At 43.2% G+C, this 16,417-nt stretch carries 22 protein-coding genes and 1 pseudogene; 17 read left to right on the plus strand and 6 right to left on the minus strand.

Features of this window, described 5'->3' with window-relative positions; genetic code table 11:
• Both GN208_RS08680 and GN208_RS08685 read left to right on the plus strand, forming a co-directional pair.
• The coding region (locus GN208_RS08680) for a hypothetical protein (RefSeq protein ID WP_243828337.1) at positions 1 to 1,105 on the plus strand (1,105 nt) is incomplete at its 5' end.
• 1 nt (position 1,106) lies between these two features.
• Entirely contained in the window at positions 1,107 to 1,760 is a 654-nt protein-coding gene (locus tag GN208_RS08685) for a hypothetical protein (protein WP_015422801.1), read from the plus strand.
• Here GN208_RS08685 and GN208_RS08690 read toward each other — a convergent pair.
• Positions 1,753 to 2,220 (minus strand): annotated as a pseudogene (locus tag GN208_RS08690) (tyrosine-type recombinase/integrase); the annotation flags it as partial. The gene GN208_RS08685 and the pseudogene GN208_RS08690 sit on opposite strands and share 8 nt — an antisense overlap.
• 64 nt (positions 2,221 to 2,284) lie before the next feature.
• Positions 2,285 to 2,665, minus strand: a complete 381-nt coding sequence (locus GN208_RS08695) for a helix-turn-helix domain-containing protein (RefSeq protein ID WP_243828338.1) — start codon at positions 2,663 to 2,665, stop codon at positions 2,285 to 2,287.
• Positions 2,666 to 2,754: 89 nt separating this feature from the next.
• Here GN208_RS08695 and GN208_RS08700 point away from each other — a divergent pair, with 89 nt between their 5' ends.
• From GN208_RS08700 to GN208_RS08755, 12 genes are all read left to right on the plus strand, one after another.
• Positions 2,755 to 3,603, plus strand: a complete 849-nt coding sequence (locus GN208_RS08700) for an SDR family oxidoreductase (RefSeq protein ID WP_004235028.1) — start codon at positions 2,755 to 2,757, stop codon at positions 3,601 to 3,603.
• Between the two features lie 480 nt (positions 3,604 to 4,083).
• On the plus strand, positions 4,084 to 4,356 hold the full coding sequence (locus GN208_RS08705; protein ID WP_015422800.1) for a helix-turn-helix transcriptional regulator: 273 nt from the start codon (positions 4,084 to 4,086) through the stop codon (positions 4,354 to 4,356).
• A gap of 229 nt (positions 4,357 to 4,585) precedes the next feature.
• Positions 4,586 to 4,942 (plus strand): MmcQ/YjbR family DNA-binding protein, encoded by a 357-nt coding sequence (locus GN208_RS08710; RefSeq protein ID WP_004235029.1) that lies wholly within the window; start codon positions 4,586 to 4,588, stop codon positions 4,940 to 4,942.
• A 290-nt stretch (positions 4,943 to 5,232) separates the two neighbouring features.
• The gene (locus GN208_RS08715) at positions 5,233 to 6,279 is read left to right on the plus strand and encodes an ABC transporter substrate-binding protein (RefSeq protein ID WP_004235031.1); all 1,047 of its coding nucleotides are present in this window, start codon (positions 5,233 to 5,235) and stop codon (positions 6,277 to 6,279) included.
• A complete protein-coding gene (locus tag GN208_RS08720; RefSeq protein ID WP_004235032.1) occupies positions 6,279 to 6,992 on the plus strand; it encodes a substrate-binding domain-containing protein in 714 nt (237 codons plus the stop codon). The genes GN208_RS08715 and GN208_RS08720 overlap by 1 nt, the downstream gene beginning before the upstream one ends.
• Before the next feature lie 101 nt (positions 6,993 to 7,093).
• The gene (locus GN208_RS08725) at positions 7,094 to 7,666 is read left to right on the plus strand and encodes an alpha/beta hydrolase (RefSeq protein ID WP_015422798.1); all 573 of its coding nucleotides are present in this window, start codon (positions 7,094 to 7,096) and stop codon (positions 7,664 to 7,666) included.
• Positions 7,667 to 7,996: 330 nt separating this feature from the next.
• Complete coding sequence (locus tag GN208_RS08730) at positions 7,997 to 8,305, plus strand: DUF3088 family protein (protein WP_004239806.1); 309 nt, start codon at positions 7,997 to 7,999, stop codon at positions 8,303 to 8,305.
• A gap of 440 nt (positions 8,306 to 8,745) precedes the next feature.
• The gene (locus tag GN208_RS08735; RefSeq protein WP_015422797.1) at positions 8,746 to 9,129 is read left to right on the plus strand and encodes a hypothetical protein; all 384 of its coding nucleotides are present in this window, start codon (positions 8,746 to 8,748) and stop codon (positions 9,127 to 9,129) included.
• A 153-nt stretch (positions 9,130 to 9,282) separates the two neighbouring features.
• Complete coding sequence (locus tag GN208_RS08740; RefSeq protein WP_004239807.1) at positions 9,283 to 9,504, plus strand: DUF465 domain-containing protein; 222 nt, start codon at positions 9,283 to 9,285, stop codon at positions 9,502 to 9,504.
• 68 nt (positions 9,505 to 9,572) lie between these two features.
• Entirely contained in the window at positions 9,573 to 10,061 is a 489-nt protein-coding gene (locus tag GN208_RS08745) for an acetyltransferase (RefSeq protein ID WP_015422796.1), read from the plus strand.
• Positions 10,062 to 10,179: 118 nt separating this feature from the next.
• Entirely contained in the window at positions 10,180 to 10,365 is a 186-nt protein-coding gene (locus tag GN208_RS08750; RefSeq protein ID WP_004235045.1) for a YegP family protein, read from the plus strand.
• 107 nt (positions 10,366 to 10,472) lie between these two features.
• Complete coding sequence (locus tag GN208_RS08755) at positions 10,473 to 11,348, plus strand: sulfite exporter TauE/SafE family protein (protein WP_004235047.1); 876 nt, start codon at positions 10,473 to 10,475, stop codon at positions 11,346 to 11,348.
• A gap of 364 nt (positions 11,349 to 11,712) precedes the next feature.
• Here the strand turns inward: GN208_RS08755 and GN208_RS08760 are convergent, their stop codons facing one another.
• From GN208_RS08760 to GN208_RS08770, 3 genes are all read right to left on the minus strand, one after another.
• Positions 11,713 to 11,931 carry a hypothetical protein gene (locus GN208_RS08760; RefSeq protein ID WP_004235049.1) on the minus strand — a complete coding sequence of 73 codons (219 nt, stop codon included), beginning with the start codon at positions 11,929 to 11,931 and terminating at the stop codon, positions 11,713 to 11,715.
• 245 nt (positions 11,932 to 12,176) lie between these two features.
• Complete coding sequence (locus GN208_RS08765; protein ID WP_004235050.1) at positions 12,177 to 12,347, minus strand: hypothetical protein; 171 nt, start codon at positions 12,345 to 12,347, stop codon at positions 12,177 to 12,179.
• A gap of 130 nt (positions 12,348 to 12,477) precedes the next feature.
• Positions 12,478 to 12,624, minus strand: coding sequence for a hypothetical protein (locus GN208_RS08770; protein WP_160312183.1), 147 nt, complete (start codon positions 12,622 to 12,624; stop codon positions 12,478 to 12,480).
• A 108-nt stretch (positions 12,625 to 12,732) separates the two neighbouring features.
• On the opposite strand from GN208_RS08770, the gene GN208_RS08775 reads away from it, so the two are divergent.
• Positions 12,733 to 13,938: a M24 family metallopeptidase gene (locus GN208_RS08775; protein WP_311133471.1), complete on the plus strand. Its 1,206-nt coding sequence runs from the start codon at positions 12,733 to 12,735 to the stop codon at positions 13,936 to 13,938.
• Between the two features lie 32 nt (positions 13,939 to 13,970).
• On the plus strand, positions 13,971 to 14,633 hold the full coding sequence (locus GN208_RS08780; RefSeq protein ID WP_015422794.1) for a CerR family C-terminal domain-containing protein: 663 nt from the start codon (positions 13,971 to 13,973) through the stop codon (positions 14,631 to 14,633).
• Between the two features lie 40 nt (positions 14,634 to 14,673).
• On the opposite strand, the gene nlpA is transcribed toward GN208_RS08780, so the two are convergent.
• Entirely contained in the window at positions 14,674 to 15,489 is an 816-nt protein-coding gene (gene nlpA / locus GN208_RS08785) for a lipoprotein NlpA (protein ID WP_015422793.1), read from the minus strand.
• A 419-nt stretch (positions 15,490 to 15,908) separates the two neighbouring features.
• Between nlpA and GN208_RS08790 the strand changes: the two genes are divergently transcribed.
• Complete coding sequence (locus tag GN208_RS08790) at positions 15,909 to 16,160, plus strand: hypothetical protein (RefSeq protein ID WP_004235059.1); 252 nt, start codon at positions 15,909 to 15,911, stop codon at positions 16,158 to 16,160.
• The last annotated feature ends 257 nt before the right edge of the window (positions 16,161 to 16,417 follow it).

Consider the following 16,417-nt stretch of genomic DNA (forward strand, 5'->3'; position numbering starts at 1 on the left):
AAATAGAATTAATAGTAGTTATTTATGGGATATAATGAGTATGCCACTTAAAATTGGAATAGTTAATTTAGCATCAAAATGCTGGGTAGTTCGTCCTGGTGTTAGATATCGGTTTGCTAGTGAGTTTATTGAGAATGAGATAATTGCTACAGCACATTTAGATAATCTACAGATTAACGAGCTTACATTTAGTGACCCAATAACACAGGCAAATAAGGCTAGTTTACTTGAAGGTTTTAATGCTATAACAGCAAAGAATGTTAAGCCTCAAATTGAGAGCTTTGTTATTGATATGAAAGTTGGTGATGTTGTTTTCACATTAAATTCTAGCCAAGTAATACCAGGGATTATCAAATCAAATCCATATTATGCTACAGATATATTTCCTGCAAATGAAGGATTTAAAGTTCGTAGAGACGTACAATGGGGTGATCCTATACCTAGGAATAGAATACCAATAACAATTCAAAAATCGTTTAATGCGTATCAAGCGATATTTTCTTTAGGTGATAATTCTAAGGAGGTTTTTCACTGGCTTTCTTCATTTTTTATCGATGGGAATGATTATTATAGTAGTTTGAGGATAGAGCAATCTGCTGCTTTAAAACATCATACATTAAAACAATTAGCTGAACTGATTGATAGAATACAAGTTTTATCGATCATGATTTCTGAGCATCAATCAAATGATGAGAACCCATTAAATATAAATTATGAAGATCTGAAAAATGCTATGGTCAGATATTCAAATGGTGGGCTTCTGGATTTAACTTCTCAACAAATTTTAATGTCACCAGGTGATTTGTGGTTAAAGTTTAGCAGTCAATCAAGATATGCAGGAGTTGCATTTTTATATTTAATATTGACAACCATAAGTCCAGCCCAAGAATTAGAATTTACCAATCAAACCTATACTAGTAATCTCGCGGAAATAACTGAACTCATTGAATCTAATCGTAATGTCATTGAGTATGAGTTAGATATTCCGAGCATTAGAAGGCAGTTAATACTGAGTGCTGCAAATCAAAATAGTGAATTTGTTGATTCTAATATTGAGGAAGATGACTTTCCCAGTGATGGTAGTTCAACGCATATAGGTGGATGATATGAGCATAATGTCTATAGTCATTATTGCTATATTAATTTTTATCATAGGTCTTACAGTCTATTATTTTCGAGCTATTTGGAATGAACATTCCAACTTCAGCAATATAACTGTAGGGCTATGTACTATATTTACGTTACTTTGGGGGGCTTATACTTTTGATGCTTTAAATCAAAGAGATAAGGCTGCTGCAGAATTACAGGAAATACAAGAGAGAATAAAAGGCACAGAATCAACTTTATTTTCTATAAATATTACAGAGGAAAAAGGGGACGATGGATTCTATATTCTTCCAGTTGTTACTATTAAGAATAATGGAACTGAGCCAATACATATAGGTTTAGATAAAGAATCATTAACTATACAGAGTGTTAAGGTTGTTAATGATAAAATAAAAGCATTGGAGACTTATCATCCTAATTTTTATGAGGTTATTTCACAAGATAAAAAAACTGATCACACACCAATGTATGATCTGATTGTACCTATTTCTGCGGAAAGGAGCATAAGTTATGCACTGTATGTTAAAAATCCTGGACTTTATTATTTAACGTTTAAAGCAAAAACTGTAGACAAAAATGGTAACGAAGACGTTAAAGTAAAAAATGGTAAACCAATAATTTGGTTTACTTCACGGTATGTGTATATTAAATAGATACTATATGCCAATCTTTTCCACGATCATCATGATATTTATCGGTTTGCTGCTGGTTTTTATGGCCCAGCAGGTTTTGGGTATTAATTCCCTGTTCCCGGTATAAACGCTCAGACAATGACCGCATTTCATGAAATGTTGCAGGCGTACCTTCTCCCCAATTGATGTCGGTTTTATCCCTGGCTTTTTTAAAGTTGGTGGTCAGGGTATTTGCGGTTACCTGACCGCCGGGTTGTGATTGTGATGTGCTTCGTGTGTAGTGGACTAAATATTTGCTGACATACAGATCACGGCATCCGGCAATCACATCCCGCAGGCTGATATTGAGTGCCTGACACCGTAGGGAGAGAGGGATAGCAAGGCGCTGTCCGGTAACAACAGCCAGCAACATGGCGTTCCCGGGATATTTATGGTCCTTACAAGGGATATCGTAAATTTTCTGCCACTGAAAAGCGGACAGAAATTTAACGGGACAAAGCGTCCGGAATAATGCCTGACGACCCGGGAACCAATAGTGTAAAGCACTATGCTGTTTTATCTTCCTTTTGCGCCAGTATTTTCGAAAGATTTATCTCTATCCAGTCTGCCAGTATGGTGACTTTTTCACTTATCTGTTCACCAAGATCGGTCAGTGTATACTCGACGTGGGGCGGTAATACCGGATATGACACGCGATTAATGAAGCCATCCTGTTCCAGCGCCTGTAATGACTGAGCTAACATTTTCTCACTTATTCCGCCGATTTTGCGTCGTAAATCGCTGAAACGGTGTGTCCCGTCACGAAGGGAAATTAAAATCAGTATCCCCCAGCGGCTTGTTACATGTTTAAGAATTTCCCGGGAAGAGCACTGCGCGGCAAATAAATTACCGTCGCGTAACTGTTGGGATAATGTTGAAGCTGCCACGTTGAACTTACCTTTTTGTATGTACTTACTTTAAGTAAGTCTAGGTGTTATGTTAACGAAACACAAGTGATACATTAAGGAGCTATCTTATGATTGCAATTACCGGTGCGACAGGCCTCCTGGGCCAGCATGTTATTGAAAATCTGCTGCAAACAGTCCCGGCAGGCCAGATTGTGGCGATTGTCCGTAATCCGGCAAAAGGTGCATCCCTGAGCCGGAAAGGAATTTCTGTACGTCAGGCTGATTACAATGATGAAGCATCATTAATCAGGGCCTTACAGGGGGTTGAGAAATTGCTTTTGATTTCTTCCAGTGAAATCGGACAGCGTGTCACGCAACATCGTAATGTGATTAATGCGGCAAAATCAGCTAATGTGAAATTCATTGCTTACACCAGTTTGTTACATGCCGACACCTCTCCGCTGGGTTTACATACTGAGCATGTGGAAGCAGAAAAAATGCTGGCTGATTCCGGTATCCGGTATGCCCTTCTGCGCAATGGCTGGTATACGGAAAACTATCTGGCCAGTGTACCTGCTGCACTTGAGCATGGTGTCTTTATTGGTGCGGCCGGAGAAGGCAAAATCGCTTTCGCTGCCAGAGCTGATTATGCGGCGGCTGCCGCCTGTGTTATCAGTGAAGACGGGCATGCGGGTAAGGTGTATGAGCTTGCCGGAGATGAGGCCCGGACATTAAGCCACCTGGCGAAAGAACTGACTGAACAGAGCGGAAAGAATGTTGTGTATCAGAATTTAAGTCAGGCTGATTTTGTTGCCGCACTGAAAAATGCGGGCTTGCCTGATGAGTTGTCTGAAATGCTTGCTGACTCTGATGTTGGTGCGTCCGTAGGAGGATTATTCGATGATAGTCATACTCTGAGTAAACTGATTGGACGACCAACAACAACACTTGCTGAGAGCATCAAAGATATTCTGTAATCTCTCTTTCGGTACAGAACACAGTATTTTCTGGTGGTAAATACCTTCGGGAAAAAGAAACTACGGGGATGATATGCGGAGGGGAAAGTATATCAAACTGGCACCTGCCAGGTCGGATAAACAGACACGATAACCGATGGATATTATTAAAGCAGATACAACTGAAAAAAAACAGCCCGGCTATTGCCGGGCAAATTGATTAACGGAAGGGATACTTGCGACTTCTGCAACCGAATATACCTGCCAAAAGTTAAACGTAATATAAACAAGTATAAATACTTGGCATTAGGTTTATAATTAAGGCTAATGGGGTTAATTGGTCTTTTTGCTTGTCGTTAAATAATAATTTAAGATTTTTTTCCGTCAATGCCTTTTGTTTTTAGATAATTATTCTGAGTTGTATATTTTTTGTTGATAGCTTGGTTTGTCAGTCAGCATATTATGCTTTACCTTTAATATATGTTTATCAGGAGGTTCATAATGAAAGATATTAATTTTATTGTAGGGCAGAATATCCGCGACTTAAGACACCGTAATGGCTTGACTACAAAGATGTTAGCTAAAATGCTGGGGGTCTCACAGCAGCAGTTGTCAAGGTATGAACGAGGTGTTAATAAAATAGATGTCAGTGTTGTATTTAAGATAATAAATATATTTCATGTGTCTTATGAATTTCTGTTTCCTGAAACTCAGAATGATTATACTGAATCAGTAAAAAGCTCCTTTGTATATATGGAGCCTTTAGCAATCTGATAATGCAAAAAATACAATCATAAATGTTATTCATTACCATATAAAAAATGAATATCATTCTTATTTAAGAAGAACAAATACACAATAAAGCCAGCTTAACATATTGTGAGCTGGTTTTAATTTGTACAAAAATATCACTGCATAAAAACAGGATATATCAGAGCGCCATGATAAATGCTGTAATATCGGTATCTGACATAGCCATTAATGGTTTACTTAAGGTGCTGATATGAAAAAGAACGATCTGATTGAATATATCCGGACTAATTACGGCTCAGCCCCTGACTATCCGTGGATTAAATATCCGGATTATGCGGTATTCAGGCACCGCGGAAATGCCAAATGGTTTGCTATCATAATGTCAGTATCTGCTGATAAAATAGGCGCCGGAGACGCAGAGAAAGTAGTGGATATTGTTAATGTTAAGGCTGCGCCGGAAATGGTTGGCTCTCTTCGTTTAAAGGATGGTATCTATCCTGCGTATCACATGAACAAAGAACACTGGGTTACGATAATACTGGATGCTGAGTTCAGTAGTGAAGAACTGAAGTCATTAATTGATGATAGTTACAGACTGACCTGGTAACGATAATTTACAGGATAAACTCTCCGCAATTCCTTGATAGTTAGCATGTTTCGTTATTCCGGAGCCCATATATTAAATTTTCATTTTGTACCTTTATCCAATCTTTGTTGTGATCACCATGATATTTATCGGTTTGTTGCTGATTTTTATGTCCCGGCAGATTTTTGGTTTCCGGGGCATTTACTGGCATGCAGAATATCGCATTCCGGTGCTGTAATACCCCCGGAAACAGTTGACCCATGAAATCAATCGATATATAACCAAGTATATATCGGTTAAAGTGGGTAATAATGATGAAAAAGTATCTGATTGGGTTTATTGCTGTCATTTTTTCATTCTCCGGCCAGGCGGCGCGGGAGTTTACAGATCAGCTGGGGCGCAAGGTTGTTATTGATGATCATGTTGAGCGCGTGGCTGTTCTTCAGCATCAGACACTGAATTTACTGGTTCAGTTGGATGCAACGGACAAAATTGTGGGCGTGATGGGAAACTGGCGTGAGCAGCTCGGTCAAAATTATGAACGGCTGGCACCTGAATTAGTGAAAGTGCCCAATGTAGGCGATCTGAAAAGCGTCAATCTTGAAAGTCTGGTGCAGTTGAAACCGCAGGTAGTTTTTGTCACTAATTATGCGCCACAGGAAATGATCGATAAAATTACGCAGGTGGGTATCCCGGTTATCGCCATTTCACTGCAGAAAGACAACAGCAGCCACGCTAAAAATAATGTGAATCCTGAGCTTGATAATGAAGAGCAAGCCTACAATGACGGGCTGAAAGAAGGGATTACCCTGATTGGTGATATCGTTAATAAGCCGGACAATGCAAAAGAGCTGATTAAACAAACCTTTGACAGCAGGAATATAGTGACCCAACGTCTGAAAGATATCCATGAAAGTCAGCGTGTCCGGGCCTATATGGCAAACCCGGATTTAACCACTTACGGATCAGGAAAATATACCGGTTTAATGATGCAGCACGCCGGCGCAATGAATGTTGCCGCTGCGACCATTAAAGGGTATAAACAGGTTTCTCTCGAGCAGGTTATCAGCTGGAACCCGGAAGTTATTTTTATTCAGGATCGCTACCCGGGCGTTGTTGACGAAATTAATAATGACCCCCGCTGGCAGGTTATTGATGCAGTGAAAAACAAACGTGTTTATTTAATGCCGGAATATGCCAAAGCCTGGGGATATCCGATGCCGGAAGCGATGGCAATCGGTGAGCTTTGGATGGCTGCTAAATTGTATCCGCAGAAATTTGCCGATATTGATGTGGATGCTGATGTTAATAACTGGTATCAGAAATTCTATCGCACTCAATATCAGGGCAGTCATTAATGCATATTATGGCGGCCGGCAGTCTGCGGGGAGCGCTGACTGCCATTTTAACCCGTTATTCCGGTAATAAAATACCGCCGGTAACCTGTGATTTTGGTCCGGCCGGTTTATTGCGGCAAAAAATTGAATCCGGGGTAAAGTGTGACCTGTTTTTGTCTGCGGACCGGACACATCCGGAAGCATTACTCCGGAATAAGACAGCATTCAGTGTTGAGCCTTTTATTGCCAATTACTTAGGAATTACCACCACCATTGAATTAGCTGAACAATATCCTGACTGGCAGCAATTACTGCGTGCTCCGGATTTAATTATCGGTACCTCAACGCCGGTTGATGATCCCTGTGGGGATTATGTGGTGCAGTTTTATTCTGAACTCAGTAAAGCCGATCCGGAACTGGCGGAAAATATCCGCAATCGTACACGGCATCTGGTGGGCGGAAAAAATTCCCCGGTGATCCCTGCGGGACAAATGGCGTCTCAGTGGCTGATTCATTCTCATCAGGCAGATATATTTATTGGTTACCGGCACTATCAGAAAAAAATGTCAGAACTTCCCGGACTCGCGACAATAGCTATCCCGGAGGCGCATAATGTCAAAGCAATATATTGTATGGCCTTAATGTCGCCGATAGCTCAGACTTTTGTTGATTACCTGTTACAGACTGAATCACAACAGATTTTTATGGAAAATGGTTTTGTGTCTCTTAGTTGAAACAACTAAAAAACGGCTAAAAATATGACGGGAAATGTTATATTAAAACAGTCAGATAAAACCAATATGTTGAAAATTCAACCTGAATACCGGGGCTGAGAGTGAAAGGAAAAAACGTTATTATTGTTCATGGTTATACTGCATCACCGGCAGATAACTGGTTTCCGTGGTTAAAAAAAGAACTGGAATTGCTTGGTGCCACAGTTGCCGTTCCTGCGATGCCGGAACCGCATTCTCCTGATCCGCAAAAATGGCAGCAATGCCTTATCAGCAACAATATAACAGCGGATGAAAATACAATTTTTGTCGGGCACAGTCTTGGTTGTATTACGGTGCTGCGATATATCACTGAACATATTCCGGAAGGGACAAAACTGGGTGGTTATATTTTAGTCTCCGGTTTTGATTGCAGTCAGGAAACACTGCCTGAGCTGGAGGCGCATGTTCAGTATCCTCTGGATTATACTAAGCTGACAGAGATTTCTGATAAACGAATTTCAGTCATATCTTCTGACGACTGGGTGGTCAGTCCGCAGGCATCGAAAACGCTGGCGGAGTCGTTGCAGACTCAGGTTATTATTGAAAATAACGCCGGACATTTTTTGGACAGGGAAGGATATACTGAGTTTTCGGCGCTGCTTAATATATTCAGAACTGTCTTTTCTGTTTCCTGAAATGCAATTTATATTATTCCTTATTATTCATGTCGTGCTGACAGGATGTTCAACCTGGCCGGAGGTCGGGCACAACAAAACGGATTGGCCGCAACCCCATAAAAATTCACGTACAGCGGAGCAGAAAAGGGCTGACAGGGCACCGGTGCATGAACAGCAGCGGGCTGTTATGAGAGGGGAGCGCCCTGATTATGAGGTATTTGAACGCTACTGAACCTGTTTTGCGGAAAGAGAATATTTATCCTTTTTTTCATTGGATCTGAGTGAGTTATGGAAATTATTTCCACCGGATGAATGGTAGATTATTTTTATAACAAAACGGAGGAACACATGAAAAATACACTGTATCTTTTAAAAATGGGATTTTCTGACTTAAATTATCCCGGTAGTCTCTTTCTTTGCCCTGACTGCACGCTGTTAGAAGGCGTTCTTGCCACGAATCCTGAATTGCGTGAATCAACAGATGTTGTTTATGTTGATTTTGATAAACCAAGAAAACTGCTGGTGGATCTTATCGGGGAAGAAAACCAGTCATTGCCTGTATTAGTTTTCGCGGACGGACAAAACTTTATTAATGACGTTGATGGTATTCTGGCCGAATTTGCCATGACAAACGGATGTCCTGCAAAACATCCTTAAGCGTCATCGATACACCAGAAATCAGCCTCACTTCTGGTGAGGCTTTTTCTGTGTCTTATCCGGTTTTACATCAGTCAATAACGGTTATTTTTAAAGGACGGAATTTACTGTAGCACCATAATCCGATAAAAATCATTGTTCCGAAGATAACAGTAAACGCACCAATAAGCACCGCAATAATCTCACAGGCGGGAACAGGAAATCCTTATAACTGATTAAAATATTAAAAGATTTATTTCAGCGAATAAATCATCTATTAAATGGATAAATATAGGTTATTTATTTTACAAATAAAAGTAATAGTGGTGAAATTCATTTTATATTTTACTTAGTCTCAGGCGGTATTATCAGTTGGTAACATATCGTTATTTTTCATTGTGTTTACATATAAAATAATCTTATGTAATAATGCGTGGGTTAAATTATCAGGAATTAACCTTATGCATTATGTAGTTATATCTCATTTGTCATTATGTCTTCTTGTCGGATGTGCTGAAGCAGGCAATAAAACTAACGCCGAATTAACCGTCGCCACCAAAAAAACACCTGAAAATCTTATGAATAAGCCGACCTATATGCTTGCCGGTCATTCGAAATTTGAACAGGATGCAGAGAAAAGCCGAAATAAACAGAATGAACTTTTTAAAGCCGGATTAAAGGAGAGCAGAAATACCGGTATCGATAGTGATTTTTCTTATAAGCCTGCGAAATTTCCTTCTTATGCATATGGCCAGTATGCATCGCCGGAATTTGTCTGGAATAGTGAAAAACAGCTCTATGAAGTAAAACCATCAGCCAGTATGACCTTAACAATAACCCCTTGATTTGTTGTCCGGTCGGTCGCTGCATAATCTTCATGCAAAACGGATACGGTATTAAACCGCAAACCTATGTCAAATTTTTTAAATCCGGCCTTTGATTTGCGAACTGAAATCGCAGATGATGGCACTATAGTCACTGACAGGAGGTAAGTTGTTATGTTTCCGGAATACCGTGATTTGATCTCCCATCTTCGCCAGAATAGTCATCAGTTTCGCACGCTGTTTGATAAACACAACCAACTCGATCATGAAATTGCCCGTCTGGAAAAATCGGACAGAAGCGGCTACAGTGAGGAAGTGGTGGAGCTGAAAAAACAGAAATTACGCCTGAAAGAAGAAATCCACCAGCTTCTTAAAGATCCGCCGGAAGATGACTGAATTTCCTTAATATGCCATCGGTTAATCCGGTGGCTTTTTGTTTACAGGGACAAAAAAGAGGAGGAAACATGATTTGTTACCGGCAGATGGTTAATACAGATTGCGGGCAGGTGGCGGCATTATTACAGGAGAATGCTCAGTCACGGCAGGGCGGATTGCTGGGGGAATATCCCCTGAAGAAAGTTGAAAATATGTTTGCGCATGCACTGACGGTGATTATTGCGCAGGATGGTGACGTGATTGCCGGGGTGGTGTTCAGTTTTCCGGTGCAGTCCGCACAAATATCGCCGGTGACCGCGGTGATTTCACAGCAATTCGGTGAGTTACTGGAAAATAACTGGTTTTACGGCCCGGTCTGTATTGGGGCAGATTATCGCGGGCAGGGAATCTTACCGGCGCTGTATCAGCGGCTATGTGCGGAAAACAGCGGAAAACCGGTTGCCTTTATTAACCAGGATAATGAACGTTCGGTTCGTGCACATCTGAAATCCGGTATGAAAGAAGCCGGTCATTTTATCTGTGATAATACCCCTTACTTACTGATGATTGGCCGCTGAATATCAGTGAATTTTATCTTTTCCGGTTTTTATTTCCTGTTTTTACGTATTAGTGACTATACTGAAATCGTCATTATGATTTGCCGTATTAACATGATTTTCAACCGAGGAGCTTGTTATGGGGTATTACGAGTTAAAAAAATCAACCAAAGATACACCGCAGCCGTACTATTTTGTTCTGAAAGCCGGAAACCATGAAATTATTGCCACCAGCGAAATGTATGCCTCAAAGCAGGGGGCAATGAATGGTATCGCGTCTGTACAGAAAAATGGCCCTTCTGAAGTGATTAAAGATTTGACCTGATCAATAAGCAGCAGATTTATTAAGGCCCCTGAGCACATCAGCGGGCCTTTTCTTTTTCCTGTGCCGCTGAATTCATCCTGGCTGAAATACAATACCGGTTGTCCTGCATGCAAAAGCAGATTGCCTGTCTGCTGTTTATAGTATGGGTAACAATTATGTTCAGCGGGGCGGTTCCTGTGTTTTTACTCTTATTTGCGTGTGGCTGTATTGTCGGGTCGACAACGGTATTGTTTGGTTTTGGCGGCGGATTTTTTATTGTTCCGCTGCTTTATGCATTGTTAACAGCCACGGCAGACAGCCATACCGCGGCGGCGGCCATGCATATTGCAGTGGCGACATCCACCGGGGTGATGATATTCAGCGCATCATTGGCAACCCTTCGCCAGCATCGTGCCGGAATGATTAACTGGCCGCAGGTACGCCCGCTGGCGGGATATATTGCCGCCGGTGCGGTGGCAGGTGCATTGCTGGCGATTGCAGTTCAGGGGATATGGGTTAAGTGGATGTTTATTGCTTACCTTGCCATCACTATTCTGGACAGTATTTTCCGCCCCGGGTTTATGACACAGTCAGCGTCTCATCTGCGGACAATGCCAGCGGGTGCTGTTGCGGTGGCCGGTACTGTGATTGGTGTGGTGGCAGCGTTTCTGGGGGTGGGCGGCAGTGTGATGACCGTTCCGTTGATGCGCCGTCGTGGTGCGGAAATGGCACAGGCGACGGCGATGGCCAATCCGCTGTCTTTGCCGATGGCACTGGCCGGTACGCTGACTTATATTTTGCTGGCCCGCCATGAAACGGCAGAATTCGGCAGCGGTTTTGCCGGTTATGTGGATATTCAGGCTTTTATGTTACTGATTGCCGGATCCTGGCTGGGGCAAAAACTCAGCGCGCCGCTGATTGGCCGGATCCCGGATAAACTCTATGCTAAATCTTATCTGGCGCTGCTGATATTTGTTCTGCTGGTGATGGTGATTGTGCAGTAAGCAGGATATCTCCGCCGAAAAGTAATAATCTGCAGCGAATTAACAGAGTGCAGGTTGCCGGTTGATTTTGTGATCTATCAGCTTTACTTATATCTCCGGATGTCCTTAAATATCTGCGGGTTCTTTGTTTGTCAGATACTAAGTAAGGTTTACAGGAGATTCGATCATGTCACCAATGACGAAAAGTACGATGGTATACCCTATTGGTTTCTTCACCTGCATGGCACTCATTATCTTTATTGTTGCGTTAGTGATTTGATAACGGGTAATGAAGAAGAAAGGAAAACCTCCCGCGTGAACGGGAGGTTTTTTTACGGCCCCGGTATGGCGCCGGTTTAATCCGCGGATAACACCGTTATAATGATCAGATTGCGCCCTGTTTTTCCTCTTTAACTTTTTTCGCTTTTTTCCCTTTTTCACTTTTTACTTTTGCTTCATGTTTTACGGCTTTCGCATGGCTGTCCGCTTTAGTGGCGGTAATACCGGAATGCGCAGCGGAAACTGCCGGTGCCGGAGTCGATGCCATTGCACCGAAAGAGAATAAACCGGCCAGAGTTGCAACAATAAGGGCTGAATGTTTCATTATGATATCCTCAGGATTACGGGAGTATTTATACCTGCTCAGCGGGTATGGATGAAACATATTCCTGTTTTTTTCGCCGCACAACGGGATATACATAAACAGTGGCAATATTTTCAAATCTCCAGAAAACTGACAAATCCTGATATTCCGCTATAGTTAACAATATTGAATTTATTGTTTAAAATCATTTTGTTATGTCGGTATTTTTTGAAGTTTAAACGGTTCATCAACAGGAAATAAATTTATTATTTTCCCGGATTAAGTTTTTTTTGTAATTCTTCTGTCAGCCGGACCAGTTGCATCTTGTCTTTTTCTGAAAGATATGCAGTGTAATTATCCGCAAAGCGGTTAATACGCTCCATTCCTTTGATTATTTTTGCTGCTGCCTTATCGATATCACTCTGATTTGTATTCATTGTTTTTTCCTTTACAGTGCCGGTGTTATTACTATTATCATAAAAAATAGTGATTAATAGCTTAAATTGAATTAATCCGGTTCATCATAAAGAATTAAGAGAGTCTTCATTTTCTTTTTTCCGGAGAGGATTATTGTGGAAAGTTAAATAAGAAAATCCGTTTTTCCACATTGTATAATCCGCCTTCGCGCATTTCCATCGGGTGAACGAGCACCGCGTAGCGGGGAAGCCAGGTGTTGATCCGGATCTTGTCATTGACGGATTTCGGATCATTCACTACGATATTAATTCGTTCAAATGAATTAATAATGGGTGGCTTATGAAAACAGTAAACACAGCAATACCGGCAGGCTTCTCTTTACAGGAGCGGGATCGCCGCTGAGATCTGGCGCGCGACATCATGCGCCAGCGTAATCTGGATGTTCTGATTGTTTATGGTGACCGGGAATCTGCTGCCCCGGCACCGTTCTGCGTGGATCACTATTTTACCAATGACCGCCTCGGGTCTGTGGTGATCTTTTATCAGGACAATGACCCGGTTGTGGTGACATTTGCGCCGATGATGATTGCCGACCATATGCAGGCCGCATTACGCGGGGACAATCAGTGGTTGTCGCCGTCGCAGATTATGGTCGGTAAAACCGGACGTAATATCGGGGCACTGCTCCGGGAGATGAATGTACCGGCGGCGGCACAAATCGGGGTGATCGGGCTGGAGCCGTATCCGCCGTTCTATTTTGATGGTGCTATGCCGTTCAATACACTGACCGGGATTAAAGAGGCGTATCCGCAGGCGGCGATTCTGCCGGTTTACCGTGACTTTTTTGTCCGCGCTTCCGTAAAAAGTGAGGAAGAGCTGGCACATATCCGCCACGCTGCCGCCATCGGTGAAGCAATGAGTGAAGCCATGCGCGTGACAGCGGTACCGGGAAACAGTGAGGCGGATATTGCGGCGGCAGTCACCGCCACCTGTTTATCTGCGGGGGGATTTACGGCGGAGATCCTGATGGGGTCCGGCCCGGAATATATCGGCTGGGGTCAGCCTGCCTGGCAGTACCGCTCACAGAAACCCCGGGAGATTGAGCGCGGTGATATTGTGTTGTCAGAAATTTTCGCGCTGTACGGAATGTATGAAACCCAGCATCAGGCAGCGGTTGCGGTCGGTAATATTCACCCGCAGCTGGAGAAAGCGGCACAGGTCGCACGGGAATGTTATGACATCGGGGTGTCATATCTGAAAGAGGGCGTGACATTCGGGGAAGTGGTGGATGAGATGGAAAAACCGCTGCTGGCTTCCGGCGGCTGGCATGTGCATCCGCTGATCCACAGTATCAATCCGTATGGTCCGATCGGGTTCGGTACTGCGCCGGGAATTGAATCTCTGCCGCTGGTATCCCGTTACCGCAAAGTGGAGCGTCTGCCGAATCCCGGCCGGGAACTGGTGCTGAAGGCAGGGATGAGCTTTGCATTTGAACCGAATTGTGCCTTTGGTTATCATCTGTGTAACCTTGGTGGTACGGTCATTGTCGGGAAAAACGGCGGAATTGAGCTGAATGATAATTCCACCCGGCTGATGCGTGCTGATCTCTGATTATACCGGTGAATCTGCAGATGACGGAAAAGATGAATAAACATACGCTCTCCTCAGAGCAGACCAGAGAGAAACTGATACAGGCGGGGATCCGCCTGTTTGCCCTCAGCGGTGTCAGCGGTGTCCGGACCCGGCAGCTGGCGGAGGAGGCGGGTGTGAATCAGTCAGCTATTCCGTATCATCTGGGCGGTAAGTCGGGGGTGTATGCCGCAGTGATCCGGAAAATTACTGATGATCTGGCCGCTGTGACGGATGTCAGCAGGATCGATGCTGCCACAGAGGCACTGACGGCACAGGAGCAGCCGGGCAAAACGGCACTGAAAACAGTACTGGTCAGTATGGTCTCCGGGCTGTGCAAGGCATTGTTATCGCCGGAACGCGCTCTGTACGGCACGCTGATCCTGCGGGAACAGCTGGAGCAGACTGAAAATTATGATGTGATTTATCAGTCATTTATTGAACCCTTTCATAAGCGGCTCTCTCTGCTGGCACAGCTTGCAGACCCGCAGGCGGATACAAAAACAACCATTATCAGGGCGCATGCCCTGATAGGGCAGATTCTGGGGTTTGTGGTGGCACAAAAGGCGTATCTGTGCCGCAGTGAAGCGAAATCTGTCAGTGAGGATGAACTGGCGGAAATCACCGGGCAGATTGTACTGCTTTCCTGCCGGGCTCTGGGACTGGATGAGGCGTGAATGACAGTGCCGGAGAGTATCCGGCACTGTATTGTCGTGATTACCAGCCGGGAATGGCGCCGCCGTTAAACAGCGTTTCTGCGGCTTTGGCAACTTCCGGTGACTGATAAGCTTTAATAAATTTTTGTACATTCTCCGCGTCTTTATTATCTTCACGGGTCACAATAATATTGACGTACGGTGATTCTTTATCTTCGATAAACACACTGTCTTTTACCGGTGATAAGCCGGTTTGCTGAATATAGGTGGTACTGATAATGGCTACTGTGACTTTCGGATCTTTAATCACCCGGGGTAACTGAGCGCCTTCCAGCTCCATGATATTCAGTTTCAGCGGATTTTCAGTAATATCCAGCGCAGTCGGTAATAAACCGGTGCCGGATTTTAATTTAATCAGTTTCTCTTTTTCCATTAATAATAATGCACGGCCGAGGTTTGTCGGGTCATTCGGCATGGCAATGGTATCACCGGTTTTTAATTCACTGATATTTTTAATTTTATCGGAATAACCTGCCATCGGAAATACAAAGGTATTTGCCACAGCGACCAGGTTATAACCTCTGGCGTTATTATCCTGGGCCAGGAACGGGCGATGCTGGAAGACGTTGGCATCAAGATCCCCATTGGCCGTCGGATCATTCGGTAACAATGAACCGCTGAAACCGACCAGTTCGACATCCAGTCCGTATTTTTCTTTGGCCACTTTTTTGGCAACCTCAGCCACATCCTGCTCGGCGCCATTAATCACACCGACTTTAATTTTTGTCATGTCAGTTGTGCCCTTATCACAGCCTGACAGTAAAAATCCCAGTGCTAAAACAGCACCGGAAAAAAACAGAGAAAATTGCTTTTTCATTATGTTCACCATTCTGTTTACTGAAAGTATGTATCAGTAAATAGCGGTAAAATGAAAGAAAGGTCAACGGGAAGGGTGATGCAAAAATTTCATCTTGACAGAAATAAAAAAAAGCCCGCAATCCGCGGGCATAATCACAACATTTCTTCAGGGTACTCTCTACTTGGATGAACTTACTATACCGGAGCGGATGTGTAGTAGTGTCCGGCTTTTTAAAGCTTGATTAATGTATTATCGGGATTTGTCAGCAAACCATGACAAAGTGTGACAGATAGCACATTAATATCCGAAAGTTATCATGATAAGAAAAAAAGAATATAGCAAACCGGAAAACAGCCGTTGTATTGAACAAATACGCAGTTACTGACCTGTTCAGGCGATATACTCATTCCGGAAGCCTGCATAATGATAAGTAATGCATGTTGTTATTTATCAATGATAAACGGAGCAACAATATGCCAAATAAAATCTTTTCACCAAAATATAATCCGGTAGAGCGGGTCGCTTTTGATATGGCACTGGCTCTTGCATCAAAAATTGAATCAGTTAACACACCAGCACAATTAATGGCCGAGATCGCGGCACTGTATCCTGAATGCTACAAAGCGGCTGATAACCAGCGTAAGCGGGAATATCTCGGATCACACGTCAAACTGCATTCGGTCGGATAATGTTGTCAATACCGGGTGAATTACAGCATAAGTGCGACGGACAGAGAGTGCTTTTGTGACTCTGTCCATCGGACGTCTGTTCAGAGATAAAACCGGCGGTTTTTCATTGCATTCTCCGTTGATGGCGGCTTTCAGCGCTGCATTGAGCCGGTATTCCGCTTGTAGTTGTTGTCTGCGTGCAGCCCGGCGGGCTCTGGCGCACTGATATCCGCGGCAACTCATTTTTACCTCCCTTTATTTCTGAACCATCAGCATAA

This window comes from Morganella sp. HSTU-ASny43 (genome assembly GCF_022819185.1).
Taxonomy (GTDB): Bacteria; Pseudomonadota; Gammaproteobacteria; order Enterobacterales; family Enterobacteriaceae; genus Morganella; species Morganella morganii.